Below are 16,530 nucleotides of genomic sequence, written 5' to 3' on the forward strand. Positions count from 1 at the left end.
GTTGAAGCGCCGCATCAAGCGTATAGCGGCCCCCATGTCGAACCCGCCAGATACGGCTGCCGCCGACCCGATCCCCGAATGCCCGCATTGCCAGAAGCCGATGCCGCTGTGCATCTGCGACAGCGTCACGCCGATTGAAAATCGGCTCTCGCTCCTGATCCTCCAGCACCCGCAGGAGCAGGACAGGGCGCTCGGCACCGCGCGCCTGCTCGCCAGGCATTTCGCCGATGCCGTGGTGCGGGTCGGCCTGTCCTGGCCGAGCCTGTCCAAGGCGCTGGGACGGCCGGTCGAGAATGCGGCGCGCTGGGCCGTGCTCTATCTCGGCTCGGCGCGTGCGGCCGATCTCGAAGCCGAAGGCGAGATCGTCGCGCTCAACCGCAAGGGCGAGGTTGCGGACAACCAGCGCGCGATCCTGGGCAAGCTCGAAGGGGTCGTGCTGCTCGACGGCACCTGGAGCCAGGCCAAGGCACTTTGGTGGCGCAATCCTTGGATGCTCAAATGCCAGCGCGTGATCCTCAACCCGGCGCACCCCTCGCGCTATGGGCGCCTGCGCAAGGAGCCGCGCAGCGACGGGCTCTCGACCATCGAGGCTGCGGCGACAATTCTCGCCGGCCTGGAGCGGCGTCCCGACATCGCCGACACGCTGCATGCGAGTTTTGAACGGCTGTTGACACGCTACCGCGAGGTCCAGGCCGAGATGCCGGAATTGGCGCCCAAACCTGCCCCAAAGGGCCGGCGCGACTTCCGGCGGCGCAAACGAGCCTGACTTCGGCCCACTTCATCTGTACGGTTGATTGCACCGGGAGGCGCGGGCATTTAGAGACCATCGGTCGAAACGGGTCGCGATCTGCTTTCCTGTTGCGGTAGGGAGAGCGGCAACCGAAGGGGCAGTCGAATTCAGCTCGCGGCGAAGGAAATTCTGGCACAGGCGGCGCGGCCCGATCGCTGGGGCACGCTCGCGCTGATGGACATTTCGCTGCGCTACCGGCGGACCGTGATCGGCCCGCTCTGGATCACGCTGACGCTCGCTGCGACGATCGCAAGCGTCGGCACGGTCTATGCGGCACTGTTCAAGCAGGACATCGGCGCCTTCCTGCCGTCCTTCGCGGTCGGCCTGATCGTCTGGACCCTGATCGCCACGACGCTCCAGGAGGGCTCCAACATCTTCGTGGCGTCCGGTCAGCTCATCAAGGCGGTGCCGGCGCCGCTGATCGTTCATGTCCTTCAGATGATCGCGCGCAACGTCCTCATCTTCGCGCATCACCTGGTGATCGTCGTGCTGCTCTACGTCGTGATGCCCTGGCCGCTGCACTGGAACATGCTGCTCGTGGTGCCTGGTTTTGCGATCCTGTTTCTCATGCTGCTCGGTGGCGCCGTCGCGCTCGGCATGCTCTGCGCGCGTTTTCGCGACATTGGTTCGGCGATCGTCAGCGGCCTGCAGTTCATCTTCTTTCTCACGCCGATCATCTGGACCGAGGACAGCGTGCGCGGCACCGCCTTTCACTGGCTGACGTGGGTCAATCCGTTTGCGACGCTGCTCGATCTCGTGCGCCGGCCGCTATTGTCGCAGCCGACCTCTGCGGAGCAATGGCTGCTGGGGGTGGCCTATGCGATCGTCGTGGTCGTCATCGGCCTCGGCTGCTACGCAAGATATCGCCATCGCGTGGCGTATTGGCTGTGATGCGCCCATGACCGCCACGGCCCACATCGTGCTTCGCGACGTCTCGGTCACATTTCCAGTGCTGTCGTTTCGCGACCGTTCGCTGCGCAGCCGGTTCGTCAGCGCCGTGACGCTGCGGCGGAAGGCGGCGGTCTCGCACCTCATCACGGCCTTGAACGAGGTCAGCCTCGACATCCGCGCCGGCGACCGCCTCGCCATCATCGGCGCCAATGGCGCCGGCAAGACCACGCTGCTGCGGGTTCTCGCCGGCATCTACCATCCGACCGCGGGGAGCATCGACGTGCTCGGCCGCTGCCTGTCGCTGTTCGATCTGTCGGCCGGCTTCGACGAGGAAGCGACCGGCTACGAGAACATCATGCGGCGCGGCCTCGTGATCGGCGCGCGGCGCGCCGAGATCGATGCACGTCGCGCGGAGATCGCCGAGTTCAGCGAGCTCGGCGATCGGCTCGATCTGCCGCTGCGCACCTATTCCAGCGGCATGATGCTGCGCCTGATCTTCGCGGTCGCAACCGCAGTCGAGGGCGAGATCGTGCTGCTCGACGAATGGATCGGCGTCGGCGACCAGCAATTCCGCAAGAAGGCCCGGCAGCGGTTAGATGAGATCGTCGCCCGCGCCGGCATCCTGGTGCTCGCCTCGCACGACGTCGAGCTGATCAAGAGCACCTGCAACCGGGCAATCCTGCTGGAGCAGGGGCGGATCGCGGCGGCCGGCACGACCGAGGAGATTCTCGGCCGTTATCTCGGCGGGCCGGGCGGGGCGAAGGCCTAGCGCTTCAAGTCGGCATCAAGCCGCTGAAAGTCGTCGGGAAAGTCGGACGAAGGCGGTTGCCTAAACCCTGCATCCCCTATATTGCTCCGCCCTTACGGGGCCACGTGGCGGAGTGGTTACGCAACGGTCTGCAAAACCGTGTACACCAGTTCAATTCTGGTCGTGGCCTCCATTACAAATCCCTGATCTTTCAGCAAAATTCGATCTCGGCGCAGGTTCCGCCGATCTTGTGCGGCCATCCGCCGAGGTGCGAGGCGGCCAGGTCACCGGGGTTGCGCGGTGGCGTGCTGGAAACGCCCGATTCGCGCCCGCTGGCATAGAGTTCGCATCTGCGAAGTGATGCGGCTTTTATCAACGAGCGCTGGAGCACCCCGTGGGCGACATCGTCCGATTTGTCCCGAAAACCGAGCTGGAGCGGACTCGCCTCATCCGTGAGGCCCGCGCGATCTATGACAGCATCTTTCCAGCGGCCGCACCCGACCGGGCGCCGCAGGATGGCGAGGATCGCGTCAAGACCTGATCGTGGTTGCGCCGGGTTTCCGTTACAGCCCTAGCAAAACGCCCGCGAGGCGGGCGCTTCGATCAGCGGCGAAGGCAGCCTTCAGCAGGCCGCGTACCAGCCGTCGGGAAACGGCAGGAGCGGCCAGGCGCCCTCATTGTCATTGGCCGCATTGGGTGTCGCGTCAAAACTCCACGAGCGGGACACGAACTCCTGCTCCGGCGCGGCGGCGAAATCTTCAATGACCATGGCGTCCCGGACGGCATCCAGCAGCAGGTTGAATTCGGCTTCGCTTCTCATCGCACCCTCGCAGAACGCGGATGGGCGCAATGTCGCAAAGCCGGTTTGTTACCCGATTGATCCGATCGTTCGCATTTTAACGATCCGGCGATCGGGTCCCAATTGGTTAGCGATTTCTAAAAATCCCCTTGGGAATCCTAGGTTCCTCCGCTGCGCCGGCAGTGTGAAAGAGATCACATCCTGAGCGGTTTATTTCTCCTACCCCTTCGCACACCGACCAATGCGGGCCGGGCGGGGCAGGGCAGACAGGAGACTGGTCATGAAGGCGAGGTTCTTGCGGTTTGCGGGTGTGAAGAGCCGGGCGCGCCGCGCCTCGACGGTGGGGCTCTTCCTGACAATGTTCGCCTCCGCCGCCCACGCGCAGGGGACGGCGGAGCAGCGCCGGGCCTGCACGCCAGACGTCTACCGGCTCTGCGCCGGCGAAATCCCCAACGTCCGCGCCATCACGGCGTGCCTGCGGCGCAACCGCTCGAGCCTGAGCGAGGCATGCCGCAGCGTGTTCGATCAGGCCGGCGGCTGAATGAGCAGCCTGTGGATTTGTGCGCAGCAAGTCGCCCGACCCGCTGGCGATTCAGCGATATCGGCCCTGTGGATATGCTGCGGACAGGCTGTGGAGGGGCCGAGCTGCGCCGCTGCGAACAGTTTCTGTGCAGCCGTTTGCCCAAATGCCGGGCGCAGTCCATCCAATTTTTTGTACGTCCGCGGACAAGCTTTTCGTGGCGCACTCCCGCACGCTTCCTCCCGATCGTTGGACCATGGCAAGCGCCATGACATTTCGGAGGAACTGGCGAGATGGAGAAATCGGTTTGGCCCCGGGCGCGGCGGGAATCGGCGCGCGCATCATTGCCCCGGCGCAAGCTTGTACTCGGCGCCGCCGTTGCGTTCGGTCTCGTCGCCGGCGCACCGCTGAGCGCGCAGGCCGCAGCGCCCGCCGCCTGCGCCGCGCTCCAGGAGAAATACCCGGACTGGAAGGGCAAGACGCTGGTCAACGCCATCAACCCGCACACCCCGGGCTATGAGACCATCGATCCCAAGAATCCCAGTAAGTACATCGGCTTCGATATCGATCTCGGTGAGGCCATCGGCGAATGTCTCGGCTTCAAGCTGACGTACAAGGCGGTGACCTTCGCAGCGCTGCTGACAACGCTCGCGGCCGGCCAGGCCGACATCGTCATCTCCGACATCTATGCGACCAAAGAGCGCGCCAAGGCGGCCGACTTCATCACCTATTCGAAAGTGTTCGACGGCGTGCTCGTAGCGAAGGGCAATCCCAAGGGCATCAACGGCATCAACTTGTCGCTGTGCGGCGCGGCCGCCGCCGAGAACACGGGTTATGTCGAGGTGCCCCTGATCCAGGCGTTGATGCCGGAGTGCAAGAAGGCCGGCAAGCCCGAGCCGACCATCCAGCTCTACGACAACAACGCCAACTGCATCCAGGCGATCCTCGCCGGCCGCGCTGACACCTACGTCAACGACGTCAACACCGTCGACAGCGCGGTGAAGGCCTATCCGGACAAGCTGGAGAAGGCGGTCGCGGTGACGATCCCGTATTCGGTGGGCATCGCCGTGCCCAAGAACAAGCCGAAGTTCCGCGATGCCGTGCTCGCAGCGCTGATCGAGGTGCAGAAGGCCGGCACCCACATGGAGCTTCTGAAGAAGCATGGGCTCGATGTGAACAACTTCATGGAACCGGACATTCTCACGGCCGACTGATGTCGCTGTTCCTCCACTATTTGAGCATGCCGTATCTGCTCGAGGGCATCGAGCTCACCCTCGAGGTGACTGCCCTCGGGCTCGGCGGCGGATTGATCCTCGGATTGATCCTCGCCGGCATGCAGCTCTCCCGCTTCTGGCCCCTGGCGGCGATCGCCAGGGCCTACACCGTGATCTTCCGCGGCACGCCGCTGATCCTTCAGATGGTGTTCGCCTACGACGCGCTGCCGCATATCGGCTTCAAGCTGCCGGCGGTGCTCGCCGCCGGCCTCGCGCTGGCCTGCAACGAGGCGCCGTTCATCGCGGAGATGCTGCGCGCCGGCGTGCTCGGCGTCGACCGCGGGCAACTGACGGCGGGGCAGGCGCTCGGCATGACGCCGTCCGTGCTGATGCGCCGGGTCATCGCGCCGCAGGCGATCCGCACCATGATCCCGGCCTTCGGCAATGAAGCGGTGAGCGCGCTGAAGAATTCCTCACTCGCCTCCGTGGTCGCGGTGCAGGAGCTGACCTTGCGCTCGACGCAGCTGGCGTCCTCGACCTTCGACTTCTTCTCGATCTTCTTCGCTTCGGGTCTGTTGTATCTGGTGCTGACCTTTGCCATCAGCGTGATCCAGCTGTTCGTTGAATGGCTGCTCGATCTCGACCGTGCCAAGGGTCGCCAGCGCAAGCTGGCGGATTATCTGCCCTGGCGCCGCGTCGATCTCGGTACCAAGCGCGAACTTGCGGAAGCGACAGCCGATGCGCCTGAGCCGGTGAAGGCCGAGCTTGTGGATACACCGGCGCTTGCTCTGACGCACGACGAGCGCGCCCGCCGCGCCGCCACGATCGCGCGCAACAACATCGCGGTCGAGACCAGGGATCTCAGCAAGAGCTACGGCCCACAAAAGGTGCTGGACGGTCTCGACCTCACCGTGCGCGTCGGCGAGGTGGTCGCGCTGCTCGGTCCCAGCGGCTCCGGCAAGAGCACGCTGCTCCGCTGCATCAACCATCTCGAAAGCTGGGAGTCCGGCACCGTCCGCGTCGGCGGACGACGCCTCGGCTTTGGCGAGAACGGCAAGCCGCTATCGCCCCGCGACCTCGCCAATGAGCGCGCCAGTGTCGGCGTCGGCATGGTGTTCCAGCAGTTCAATCTGTTCGCGCATCTCTCGGCCAAGGAGAACATCGCCGGTCCTTTGCGCTGGGTCCACGGCATGACCCGGATCGACGCCGACCGCCGCGCCAACGAGCTGCTCGACCGGGTCGGATTGTCGCATCGCGCCGATGCGCTGCCGCGGCATCTCTCCGGCGGCCAGCAGCAGCGCGTTGCCATCGCCCGCGCGCTTGCACCCAATCCGAGTGTGCTGCTGCTGGACGAACCGACCTCGGCGCTCGATCCCGAATTGGTCAACGAGGTGCTGGAGGTGATCCGGCGCCTCGCCATCGACGACGGCCTCACCATGATCATCTCGACGCACCAGATCCGCTTTGCCGACGAAGTGGCCGACCGCGTCGCATTCTTGAGTGGTGGGACGATCATCGAGGAGGGGCCCGCGCACGAGGTGCTCTCCAACCCCCGCAATCCGCTGACGGCGCGATTCCTCAGTGTGATGGAAGCCGACAAGACTCCGGAGGCGGTGCGATGAGCGGCGCCTCCACAAGGTTGAAGACTCCCGAAGAGGCCACCTCATGAAGCATGTCACCCTGCCGGTTTCGCCGAAAACCGTCCACTGGGGCTATTTCTCCAAGATAGTCACGCCGGCCCTGACGCTGCGCTCCGGGGATCGCGCCACCATCGAGACACTGACCCATCACGCCAATGACGATTACGAGCGCATGATCCAGGGCGACCCCGGCGCCGAAAGCGTGTTCCAGTGGACTCGCGAGCACAAGGCCGTGGCGCGCCGCGGCTCCGGCCCTGTCGAGGGCCCCTTCGTCCGCGGCGCAGGCGAGGGGATCGGCGTGCATCTGCTCACCGGACCGGTCGCGATCGAAGGCGCCGAGCCCGGCGATATCCTGGAAGTGCGCATTCTCGACATCCGGCCACGGCCGAGCTGCAGCGCCTGCCATGCCGGCCGCTGCTTCGGCTCCAATGTCGCAGCGAACTGGGGCTTTCACTATCACGACTTGATCGAGGAGCCGAAGCCGCGCGAGGTCATCACCATCTTCGAGCTCGACACCTCCGGCGAGCCCCACGCAAAGGCCGTCTACAATTACGTCTGGACGCCGCAGACCGACCCTGACGGCATCGTGCATCCGACCATCGACTATCCCGGCGTGCGCGTGGACCCCGCCACCATCAAGAAGCGCGAGAACATCCTCTCCAGCGTGAAGGTGCCGGCGCGGCTGCATTTCGGCACGATGGGCCTCGCACCGTCGGAGGCCGATTTCGTCAGCTCGATTCCGCCGAGCTACACCGGCGGCAACATCGACGATTGGCGCATCGGCAAGGGCGCGCGGATGTTCTATCCGGTCGCGGTCCCAGGCGCCTATTTCTCGGTCGGCGATCCCCATGCTGCCCAGGGCGACAGCGAGCTCGGCGGCACCGCGATCGAGACCTCGCTGACCGGCGATTTCGAATTTATCCTGCACAAGAAGGCCGACCTTGCCGGCACCAGTCTCGAAGGCCTCGACCATCCCATGCTGGAGACCGACCACGCCTGGTCATTCTACGGCTTCACTTATCCGAACTATCTCGCCGCGCTCGGCGCCGATGCGCAAACCGAGATTGCCAATCGTTCCAGTCTCGACCGTGCGATGCGTGATGCGTTCAGAAAACTCCGCCGGTTTCTGATGACCGTGCATGGCCTCAGCGAGGACGAGGCGATCTCGCTGATGTCGGTCGGCGCCGATTTCGGCGTGACTCAGGTTGTCGACGCCAATTGGGGCGTCCACGGCACGATCCGCAAGAACGTCTTCCGGTGCGACTAATGCATTGAGACGCTGTCTGTTTTTGGGATGAGCACGTGACAAGCGGAGACCATTTGTGGCCCGTCGCAGCGACGGACGACCGCGTGCGTTTGGCACAGAGGTTGCTTCGATCGACCGCAATCTGGGTCGATCCGATGAGCTTTCGCCCGTTCACGAGCGAGTCCTACGCGCAAGACGACCGCCCCGAAGCCTGGCGGGACGTGCTGGCGGCGGTCGGCCTGCAGCCGGCAGGCGGGCCTTCCTTCTTCGACGGGCACGCTACCGCCTCCCATCGTCATGCCGCAGGTGTCGCGCTAACGCGCATGGCCGCGGGCGCGCAGAGTGTTGGTCCCCTCCCGCAGGCGAATGAAGACCTTCCGATCGCGCTGATGCCGGTTGATGATGGCATGGTGCTGAAGAGCGCCGGCGGACACCGCATCGTTCCGGTCGGTCATCTCGTGCTGCTGCCGCGCAGCGGGGACTGGAGCATCGTGTTCCAGCGCGACATGCGCGCCATTGTGCTGTCCCTGACATCGGAGGCGCTGCGCGGGCGCCTCTCGGGCAAGCCACGGCTCGGCGAGCCGCGCGTCGTTCCACCCGGCGGCTTTGCCGACGTGTTCTCGCGCTTGCTGGACGCGACCGCGCGCACGCTCGACACATTGAGCGATGCCGAATGGAGTTCGCTCGCGCAGTCGCTTGTCGATCTTCTCCTGACGCTCGCGCATCAGCTGGCGGCGTCGAGTTCCGATGCTGGATCCAGTGCGACGCAGACTGCGCTGCTGCACCGGATCTGCCAGACCATCGAGCGTCGCCTCGACGACCCCGATCTGGTGCCGGCGCGTGTCGCCCAAGCCGAGGGCATTTCCGAGCGTTACTTGCAAAAGTTGTTCGAAACGGTCGGCGACAATTTCACCCATTACGTTCGCGAGCGACGTCTTCAGCGGGCCTGGGCCGACCTATCCAATCCGACCGAGGCGCATCGCTCGATTTCGGAGATCGCTTACGCCTATGGCTTTGGCGACTCCGCGCATTTCAGCCGCGTCTTCCGCCATCGCTTCGGCCTGCCGCCGCGCGAGTTTCGCCAGCAGGAGGCGGAACGGGCGGCTGCACAGCACGGGGTCGCCGGACAGCGCGGCTGGCCGCAAGAGGCACTGGCGCAATTGCGTGCACATCAGGGCGTGGAGGCGCGCAGCAGTGTCGCCCGTACCGGCGCCGAGGAGCGGCCTTCAGCGGAGCGTAGGCATCACCATCTCCCGGTCGAAGCCAGCCGCGTTCATTGGGGCTATTTCAGCCGCTCGCTGCCGCCGCAGATTGAGATCGCGTCGGGCGACAGCGTCACCATCGAGACGCTGACGCAGCACGCCTCCGACGATCCCGCGTTGATGATCGCCGGCGATGCCGCCGCAGAAAGCGTGTTCGGCTGGACACGGGACAAGAAGAACGTCGACCGCCGCGGCGCAGGGCCCATGGATGCGAGCGTGTTCGGCCGCGGTGCCGGCGAGGGGTTTGGCGTCCACATCTGCACCGGACCCGTCGCTGTAAAGGATGCCCAGCCAGGTGACGTGCTGGAGGTGCGCATCCTCGACATCGTGCCGCGCGCGAGCCGCAATCCGAAGCATGCGGGCCGTGTATTCGGTTCCTCTGTCGCGGCGTGGTGGGGCTATCACTACAACGAGTTTCTCGGCGGTCCCAAGCCGCGCGAAGTCGTCACGATCTATGAGATATTCGATGACGCCGAGGTACCGCACGCCCGCGCGCTCTATTCCTACCGCTGGGTGCCGCAGACCGATCCCTTCGGCGTCGTGCACACAACCTACGACTATCCCGGCGTTCCCGTCGCACCCGCCACGATCAAGCGTCGCCATGCCGTGCTCGACGGCGTCAAGATTCCCCTGCGTCCGCATTTCGGCGTGATCGCGGTGGCGCCGCGCGAGGTCGATTTCGTCGATTCGGTGCCGCCATCCTATTTCGGCGGCAATCTGGACAATTGGCGGCTGGGGAAGGGGGCAACCGTCTATCTTCCGGTCTCCGTTCCCGGCGCGTTGCTGTCGGTCGGGGATCCTCATGCCGCACAGGGCGATGGCGAATTGAGCGGTACCGCGATCGAATGCTCGATGACCGGCACCTTCGAGGTGATCCTGCACAAGAAGGCCGATCTCGCCGGCCGTCCTTTCGCCGACCTCTCTTATCCCCTGATCGAGACCGAGAGCGACTGGGTCCTGACCGGCTTCAGCCACCCCAACTATCTCGCGGAATTCGGCGCGCAGGGGCAGAGCGAGGTCTACGCCAAGTCCTCGCTCGACCTCGCCATGAAAGACGCTTTTCGCAAGATGCGGCGCTTCCTGATGAACGTCAAAGGCCTCAGCGAAGACGAGGCGATCTCGCTGATGTCGGCCGCCGTCGATTTCGGCGTAACGCAGGTGGTCGATGGCAATTGGGGCGTGCATGCCATCATCAGCAAGAGCCTGTTTCAGAACGGACCTTGACAAGGACACTCAAGTGAAATTCCACATGATCAGCGGCGGACCGAAGCCGGTCGCGCCCTTCAGCCACGCCGTCGAAACCGACGGATTTGTCTTTGTGACCGGCCAGATGCCGGACACGCCGCAAGCGCCGGGCGTCTTGCCCGACGGCATCGTCGCGCAGACCCGCGCGGTGATGGAGAATTTGAAGCTGGTTTTGGCCGGCCTCGATCTCGGCCTCGAACACGTCGTCATGACGCGCATTTATCTGACGCGCTTCAAGGACGACTACGCTGCGATGAACGAGACCTATCGCATGTACTTCGCGCCCGGTCGGCTGCCGGCCCGTACCTGTGTTGGCGTCACCGGGCTCGCCTATGACGCACTGATCGAGATCGACCTGGTGTGCCGTCGGCCGTGAGAGCACGAAGTGATGCGCTGCAGAGCCGGGGCGCATGTTGCCGCGATCCGTCCGGCACTGTGATCTAGGGGTGAACGCCCGGCTTGAACGCGCGCCCCGACCACGGCGACCAATAGATAGAGTGCACAAGGATCAGCGGAACGTGATCGCATCTCCTCTTCCTAAAGCACCAAAATGGTGCTTTAGTGCTTTCCATGAGCCAGTCGCCCCGAAACGCGCCGTCCGCGCTGCGTTACAGGCTTGCCCCTGATCCGGCCGCCAAGGCCGCGCTGGAGGCGACGTTCAGGGCTTATGACCGCATGATGGAGATCCTCGATGAGGTCGCGCGGAGCCACAATGTCGGTTCCAACGTCGTGCTGCTGCATGCCCATGCCTATGACCCGATCCGCAAACAGACCGCGCTGCCGTCGCGCCTGGTGACGCTGGGTCTGCGTGACCGCGCCGAATATCGCGCGGCGCAGGGCCGTCGTCTGCCGCTCGACGACAAGCTCGCCAAGATCAAGGGCCCGGCCACCATTTCGATTGCGACCGTGCAAGGGCGCTTCAGCGTGCCGTTCGACTATGCCGGCTATGCCGAGGGCTGGGGGCAAAGCGTGCCCGCGCGCCTGATCCGCACCGATGACGGTTTCGAAGTTCACTACGGCGTCACGCCGAACAGTCTACCAGAGGAGGAGAACGCTATGGATACCATCGCTGCCGCTCCCGAAAATTTCCTGTCCCGGGTCGGGCGCCTGATCGCCGGGATCGCCTATGACGCGATCGAGCAGGCGGAAGGCAAGAACAAGCTTGGGGTGGTCGGACAGGCCATCCGCGAGATCGAGCGTGCCGAGAGCGAGGCGCGCGACGCGCTCGCCGCTGCGCGTGCCGAGGAATACCGCCTCAACGCGCGCCGCACCGAGATCGAGCGCGAGATGGCCGATCTCGCGCCCAAGATCGAAGGGGCGATCATCGACGGGCGCGACGACCTCGCCCGCGCCGGCATCGCGCGGCAGATGGATCTGGAGGCGCAGTTCGAGGTGCTGTCCCGCGCCATCGACGAGAACAACGAGAAGATCGAGCAATGCGTCACTTCGCTGCGTGCCGTGCTGTCGGCACTTCAGGACGCCGAACAGCGCCGCGCCGATCTCGAAAAGAGTGAGGCGGCCGCAAGCCATCAGGCTTCGACGTCGCCCCGCAAACAGGGCGGCAGCTCTGCGGCGGCGAAGGCGCTGCGGGCGGGCAGGGCGGTGGCGCGGGCCACCGGCGTGCCGCCGGGCATCCCGTATTCGAGCGACATCGACGAGCTCAGCACGCTCCATCGCGACAAGGAAATTGCGGCGAGGCTGGCGCGGCTGAAGTCACGCTCCTGAGTACCGTGTCATGAGCGCTCTGCTCGAACACGTCATGTCGCCGGAGGTCAGGCCGTTCGCGATCGCGGCGGCCATGATCCTCATCGTCGGCTCGATCGAGGTGGTCTCGATGCTGGTCGGGGCCTCCTTGAGCGAGATGCTCGGCACCAACATCGACTTTGGTCATCCCAGCGACAATGGCGTGATCAACGCCATCTCCTGGATCAATGTCGGCGGCGTGCCGCTGCTGATCTTCCTGCTGCTGCTGCTCGGCGCCTTCTCCATCACCGGCTTCCTGATCCAGGACATCGCGCGGATGGTGGCCGGTCCCTTGCCGGCGACGGTCGCCTCGGTCGGGGCCGTCGTGGTGTCGGTTCCGCTGGTCCGCGCCGCCAGCAGGGCCATCGCGCGGGTCATTCCCAAGGATGAAAGCTATGCCGTCGGCTTAGGGGATCTCGTCGGCCGCATCGGCGAGGTCGTCATCGGCCCGCTCGACCAGGGGCCGCCCGGCCGCGTCAGCGTCGCCGATATCCACGGCAACCGCCATTTCGTCTGGGCGGTCGCCGCGCCGTCGTCATCACCCCTGCCGCAGGGAACCATGGTCCTGCTGGTCGACCGCGACGGCACCCGCTTCGTCGCAGTGAAGGCCGACGATGAACTTAAGCCGTCCAAGCCACCTCTAAGCAGCTAGCAGTTCATTCATTGGAGAAAGTCATGTTCGACATCGCAGTCCCGGCCATGATCGGCGTCGCGCTGATCGTCGTCCTCGGGATCGTCTTCACCATCCTCTACAAACGGGCCACGCGTGACGAAGCCTTCGTGCGCACCGGACTCGGTGGCAAGAAGGTCGTGCTCGACGGCGGCGCCATGATCCTGCCGATCTTCCACTCCTATGCCAGCGTCAATCTGAAGACGCTGCGGCTTACCGTGGAACGCAAGGAGCGGGAATCCCTGATCACCAGGGACCGCCTGCGCGTCGACATCGTTGCCGAGTTCTATGTACGCGTCCGCCCCGACGATGAGAGTATCGCACTTGCGAGCCAGACGCTGGGTGCGCTGACCAATGACGCCGAAGCCCTGCGCAACCAGGTCGAGGCGAAATTCGTCGACGGCCTGCGCTCGGTGGCGGCGACCATGAGCATCCTCGAACTCCAGGAGAAGCGCTCGGACTTCGTCAAGCATGTGCAGGCTACAGTCGAGTCCGACGTCAAATCCAACGGCCTCGAGCTTGAATCCGTGTCGCTCACTAAGCTCGACCAGACCGACGTCAAGTTCTTCAACCCGGAAAACTTCTTCGACGCCGAGGGCCTGACCCAATTGAAGACCGTCACCGAGACCCGCCGGCGCGACCGCAATGCCATTGTGCGCGACAACGAGGTGGCGATTGCGCAAAAGGACCTCGAGGCGCGCCAGCAGACCCTCGGGATCGAACGGACCAAGAAGGAGGCCGAGCTCTCCCAGGAGCGCGACATCGCCAACAAGACCGCGAGCACCCGGGCCGAGGTCGCGACCGCCACGCAGACCGCGCGCCTCACCGAGGAAAATGCCCGCATCGACACCGACCGAGCCGTTGCCGAGAAGGAGGCCGGCGCCAAGCAGGTCAAGGAAACCGCGGTGATCGAGTCGGATCTGGCGATCAACAAGCGCAAAACCGACGCTCAGCGCGAGATCCAAATCGCCACGCAGGAGAACGAGATCCAGATCGCTGCCAAGAGCAAAGAGACCTCGGAAGCCGTCACCGAAGCCAAGACCGCCGAAGCGCTCGCCGTTTCCGCCGAGGAAAAGGTCGTCACCGCGCGCGCCGTCGAGGTGGCCGATCGTGCCCGTCTCACTCAGGTGCTGGCCGCGCGCACCGAGGCCGAACGCAAATCGACCGAGCTGATCGTTGCGGCCGAGGCCGAGAAGAAGGCCTCGCTCGATCGCGCCGAGGCTGTGAAGACGCTGGCCACCGCGGAGGCCGAGTCCAACAAGATCAAGGCCGTCGGCGTCCGCAACATCGGTGAGGCCGAGGCCGCCGTCATCACCATGAAGAACGAGGCGCAGAACAAGCTCGGCAGCAACGTCATCGACTTCGAGATCGCCAAGAAGCGGATCGAGACGATGCCGTCGGCGCTGGCCGAGATGGTCAAGCCCATCGCCAACCTCAAGGACGTCCGCATCCTGCACACCGGCGGCGCGTTCGGCGGCAACGGGGCCGGCGGAGGCAATGTCGGCTTCGGCGAAGGACTCGCCGGCGAGCTGCTCAAGGTGCACGCGCTGCGTCCGATGATCGACGAGATCCTGCGCCAGAGCGGCTTTGCGCCGGGCGATGATCCCGTGCAGGCGCTGGTCGGCGCCGTGACCGGGAAGAGCAACGGCGCCGCTGTGCCGGCGCCGGCCCCGGCGCCGGAGAGGACAAACGCCGCCGATCTATGAATGCCCGTTCATTGCTGCGGAGAATTCGAAACGATAAACAGGCTGGGCGCGTCTCGCGTCGCGCAACGTCCCGGAGTGCAGATCGATCGTGTCCTGAACCTTTCGATCGCGCTCCGGACGTGTCTCGAGGCAACGCCTTTTGTTGCCGCGGCGCCTGCGCCGATCGACGCCAGGCGCTGAGGCCTGTTTCGATCGGAGGATTTTCAAATGAAGTATTTTCTGTCTGGATTGATCGCGATCGGTCTTTCGATCGCCACCATGCCGTCGTTCGCGGCCGACGCCCGCAACGTCACCGTCGTCAACGAGACCGGCTATGCCATCAAATTCCTGGGCTTCAACGCGCCGGACGATGGCCTGGACGAGTGGGACAACGAGCTTGAGAAGGTGTTGCAGAACCAGGCCAGCACCTATGTCGAGTTCGACGAGGACGACGAGGGCTGTATCTGGAACGTCCGGGTCGACTGGCAGAGCTACGACGAAGCCGTGCTGTGGAAGAACGTCAACCTCTGCAAGGTGACAGCGCTTCGGTTGCGCTACGATTCCGGCACCAAGACCACCTCGTTTCTCGCGGAATAGCGATTGGCCGTTACGGCCCGGAGGAGGGGCCGCTCGGGCCCTTCCTCAAGCACGTTGCGGATGATGACGAATTCGTCTTTGCAAGCGCAAGCGGCTTTGTTATACGCAGCCGCGCGCGAACGACTGGTTCGCCTTTTCCTCGGTAGCTCAGCGGTAGAGCATCCGACTGTTAATCGGATGGTCGCTGGTTCGAATCCAGCCCGGGGAGCCAAATTCTACCGCAAATTCAACGAGTTGTGATCGTGCCCTCAGGTGACGCGCGACCTCGTTGCGTTGAATTCCGAGCAGTGCGTCCACGATCCCTGGCTGGAATCGCAGTCAAGCAGATGTGTGCATGGGCGCCGTCGCGCCATGCGGGGGGCGCCAAATCGACTCAATTGAAATCGAGCTTTGCAACTGCCGGATTTTTACGGAGCTGATTCCCAATGCCAGACATCCAGGTCGACCACATGGCCCCCTCGATTCTGCCGGCCGACATTCCCGAGCTCAGCGACGACGAATGCCTCGCCTGTCTGGCGCGTGCGGTCGAGACACCCGAGTCGGCGCGGCTGGACGAGGTCGCCGCTCTGATCGGCCGCCTCGCTGTGGCGATCGAGTAATCCGTTCCGGCCCCTGATGCGGTAAGATGCGGAAGCCTTGGTCGCGAAGCCTTGGCAGCGAAGCCTTGGCCCGAGGCCTTGGCCGCACAGGCTAACGGCCGTGTTGCGTTTTGACCGGGCATGTTCCAAAGATGCCGCCAACTTTGGTTCGCGGCATCGCCGCATTGCAGGGTCCGCAAATGTCCGGTTTTTCGACCGCGCGCCTCAAAATGGTCGATGGCCAGGTGCGCACCAGTGACGTCACTGACCGTCGTGTTCTCGATGCCATGCTTACGGTTCCGCGCGAGGCCTTCGTGCCGGCCGGCCGCCAGGCGCTGGCCTATCTCGATCTCGACCTCGACGTGAGCGAGGGCGCAGCCAAGCGCTTCCTGATCAAGCCGCAGCTGACCGGCAAGCTGCTTCAGGCCGCCGAAATCGGCGAGGGCGACAACGTGCTGGTGGTCGGCTGTGCCACGGGATATCTCGCGGCGCTGACAGCCAAGCTGGCGCGCCAGGTCACCGCAACGGAATGCGATTCGGCCCTGGCCGCGAAGGCCAAGGACGCCTTCGCTGCCCTGGGGCTCGCCAATGTGACCTGCAAGGCCGCAGCCTGCACCGAAGGCGATCCTTCCGCCGCCCCCTATGACGTGATTATCCTCAATGGCGCTGCCGAGTTGACGCCGGAGGCGCTGCTCGGGCAGCTGAAGGAGGGCGGGCGTCTGGTGGGGGTTTCGGCCGAATCCAGGCCGCCCCGGGCCATGATCGTGACCCATACCCACGGGGAATTCGGCCATCGAACCCTGTTCGACGCCGCCGCCCCGGTCCTTCCCGGGCTGGTGCGGGCTGCCGCCTTCGTCTTCTGACGGCGCAAAGCCCGTTAAAATCCCGTTCTGAATCAGAAG

17 protein-coding genes and 2 tRNA genes are annotated in these 16,530 nt (G+C 64.8%); 18 read left to right on the forward strand and 1 reads right to left on the reverse strand.

Features of this window, described 5'->3' with window-relative positions; translation table 11 throughout:
• Window positions 1-34: 34 nt before the first annotated feature.
• The 5 genes from IVA81_RS39020 to IVA81_RS39040 all read left to right on the forward strand — a co-directional run bounded on the left by IVA81_RS39020 (window position 35) and on the right by IVA81_RS39040 (window position 2,970).
• Window positions 35-766, forward strand: coding sequence for a tRNA-uridine aminocarboxypropyltransferase (locus IVA81_RS39020; RefSeq protein ID WP_247329076.1), 732 nt, complete (start codon window positions 35-37; stop codon window positions 764-766).
• Between the two features lie 198 nt (window positions 767-964).
• Window positions 965-1,681 (forward strand): ABC transporter permease, encoded by a 717-nt coding sequence (locus IVA81_RS39025; RefSeq protein WP_247329078.1) that lies wholly within the window; start codon window positions 965-967, stop codon window positions 1,679-1,681.
• A 7-nt stretch (window positions 1,682-1,688) separates the two neighbouring features.
• On the forward strand, window positions 1,689-2,450 hold the full coding sequence (locus tag IVA81_RS39030; protein WP_247329081.1) for an ABC transporter ATP-binding protein: 762 nt from the start codon (window positions 1,689-1,691) through the stop codon (window positions 2,448-2,450).
• 98 nt (window positions 2,451-2,548) lie between these two features.
• Window positions 2,549-2,622: transfer RNA gene (locus tag IVA81_RS39035), tRNA-Cys, on the forward strand.
• Between the two features lie 201 nt (window positions 2,623-2,823).
• Complete coding sequence (locus IVA81_RS39040) at window positions 2,824-2,970, forward strand: hypothetical protein (protein WP_247329084.1); 147 nt, start codon at window positions 2,824-2,826, stop codon at window positions 2,968-2,970.
• An 81-nt stretch (window positions 2,971-3,051) separates the two neighbouring features.
• On the opposite strand, the gene IVA81_RS39045 is transcribed toward IVA81_RS39040, so the two are convergent.
• Window positions 3,052-3,249 (reverse strand): hypothetical protein, encoded by a 198-nt coding sequence (locus IVA81_RS39045; RefSeq protein WP_247329086.1) that lies wholly within the window; start codon window positions 3,247-3,249, stop codon window positions 3,052-3,054.
• A gap of 259 nt (window positions 3,250-3,508) precedes the next feature.
• Here IVA81_RS39045 and IVA81_RS39050 point away from each other — a divergent pair, with 259 nt between their 5' ends.
• From IVA81_RS39050 to IVA81_RS39110, 13 genes are all read left to right on the forward strand, one after another.
• On the forward strand, window positions 3,509-3,769 hold the full coding sequence (locus IVA81_RS39050; RefSeq protein ID WP_247329105.1) for a hypothetical protein: 261 nt from the start codon (window positions 3,509-3,511) through the stop codon (window positions 3,767-3,769).
• A 272-nt stretch (window positions 3,770-4,041) separates the two neighbouring features.
• Window positions 4,042-4,962 (forward strand): ABC transporter substrate-binding protein, encoded by a 921-nt coding sequence (locus IVA81_RS39055; protein WP_247329107.1) that lies wholly within the window; start codon window positions 4,042-4,044, stop codon window positions 4,960-4,962.
• Window positions 4,962-6,584 carry an amino acid ABC transporter permease/ATP-binding protein gene (locus tag IVA81_RS39060; protein WP_247329110.1) on the forward strand — a complete coding sequence of 541 codons (1,623 nt, stop codon included), beginning with the start codon at window positions 4,962-4,964 and terminating at the stop codon, window positions 6,582-6,584. The genes IVA81_RS39055 and IVA81_RS39060 overlap by 1 nt, the downstream gene beginning before the upstream one ends.
• A 43-nt stretch (window positions 6,585-6,627) precedes the next feature.
• The gene (locus IVA81_RS39065) at window positions 6,628-7,869 is read left to right on the forward strand and encodes an acetamidase/formamidase family protein (RefSeq protein WP_247329113.1); all 1,242 of its coding nucleotides are present in this window, start codon (window positions 6,628-6,630) and stop codon (window positions 7,867-7,869) included.
• A 134-nt stretch (window positions 7,870-8,003) separates the two neighbouring features.
• A complete protein-coding gene (locus tag IVA81_RS39070; protein WP_247329116.1) occupies window positions 8,004-10,334 on the forward strand; it encodes an acetamidase/formamidase family protein in 2,331 nt (776 codons plus the stop codon).
• A gap of 13 nt (window positions 10,335-10,347) precedes the next feature.
• Window positions 10,348-10,731, forward strand: coding sequence for a RidA family protein (locus tag IVA81_RS39075; RefSeq protein WP_247329119.1), 384 nt, complete (start codon window positions 10,348-10,350; stop codon window positions 10,729-10,731).
• Window positions 10,732-10,916: 185 nt separating this feature from the next.
• The gene (locus tag IVA81_RS39080) at window positions 10,917-12,080 is read left to right on the forward strand and encodes a PspA/IM30 family protein (protein WP_247329139.1); all 1,164 of its coding nucleotides are present in this window, start codon (window positions 10,917-10,919) and stop codon (window positions 12,078-12,080) included.
• A 10-nt stretch (window positions 12,081-12,090) separates the two neighbouring features.
• Window positions 12,091-12,750, forward strand: coding sequence for an OB-fold-containig protein (locus IVA81_RS39085; protein WP_247329142.1), 660 nt, complete (start codon window positions 12,091-12,093; stop codon window positions 12,748-12,750).
• A gap of 23 nt (window positions 12,751-12,773) precedes the next feature.
• A complete protein-coding gene (locus IVA81_RS39090; protein ID WP_247329161.1) occupies window positions 12,774-14,474 on the forward strand; it encodes a flotillin domain-containing protein in 1,701 nt (566 codons plus the stop codon).
• Window positions 14,475-14,681: 207 nt separating this feature from the next.
• Window positions 14,682-15,050 (forward strand): hypothetical protein, encoded by a 369-nt coding sequence (locus tag IVA81_RS39095; RefSeq protein ID WP_247329164.1) that lies wholly within the window; start codon window positions 14,682-14,684, stop codon window positions 15,048-15,050.
• Between the two features lie 136 nt (window positions 15,051-15,186).
• Window positions 15,187-15,261: transfer RNA gene (locus IVA81_RS39100), tRNA-Asn, on the forward strand.
• Between the two features lie 214 nt (window positions 15,262-15,475).
• Complete coding sequence (locus IVA81_RS39105; protein WP_246929754.1) at window positions 15,476-15,649, forward strand: hypothetical protein; 174 nt, start codon at window positions 15,476-15,478, stop codon at window positions 15,647-15,649.
• A 179-nt stretch (window positions 15,650-15,828) separates the two neighbouring features.
• Window positions 15,829-16,491, forward strand: a complete 663-nt coding sequence (locus tag IVA81_RS39110; RefSeq protein WP_247330221.1) for a protein-L-isoaspartate O-methyltransferase — start codon at window positions 15,829-15,831, stop codon at window positions 16,489-16,491.
• Window positions 16,492-16,530 lie beyond the last annotated feature (39 nt).

This window comes from Bradyrhizobium sp. 141, assembly GCF_023074055.1.
Lineage (GTDB): Bacteria > Pseudomonadota > Alphaproteobacteria > Rhizobiales > Xanthobacteraceae > Bradyrhizobium.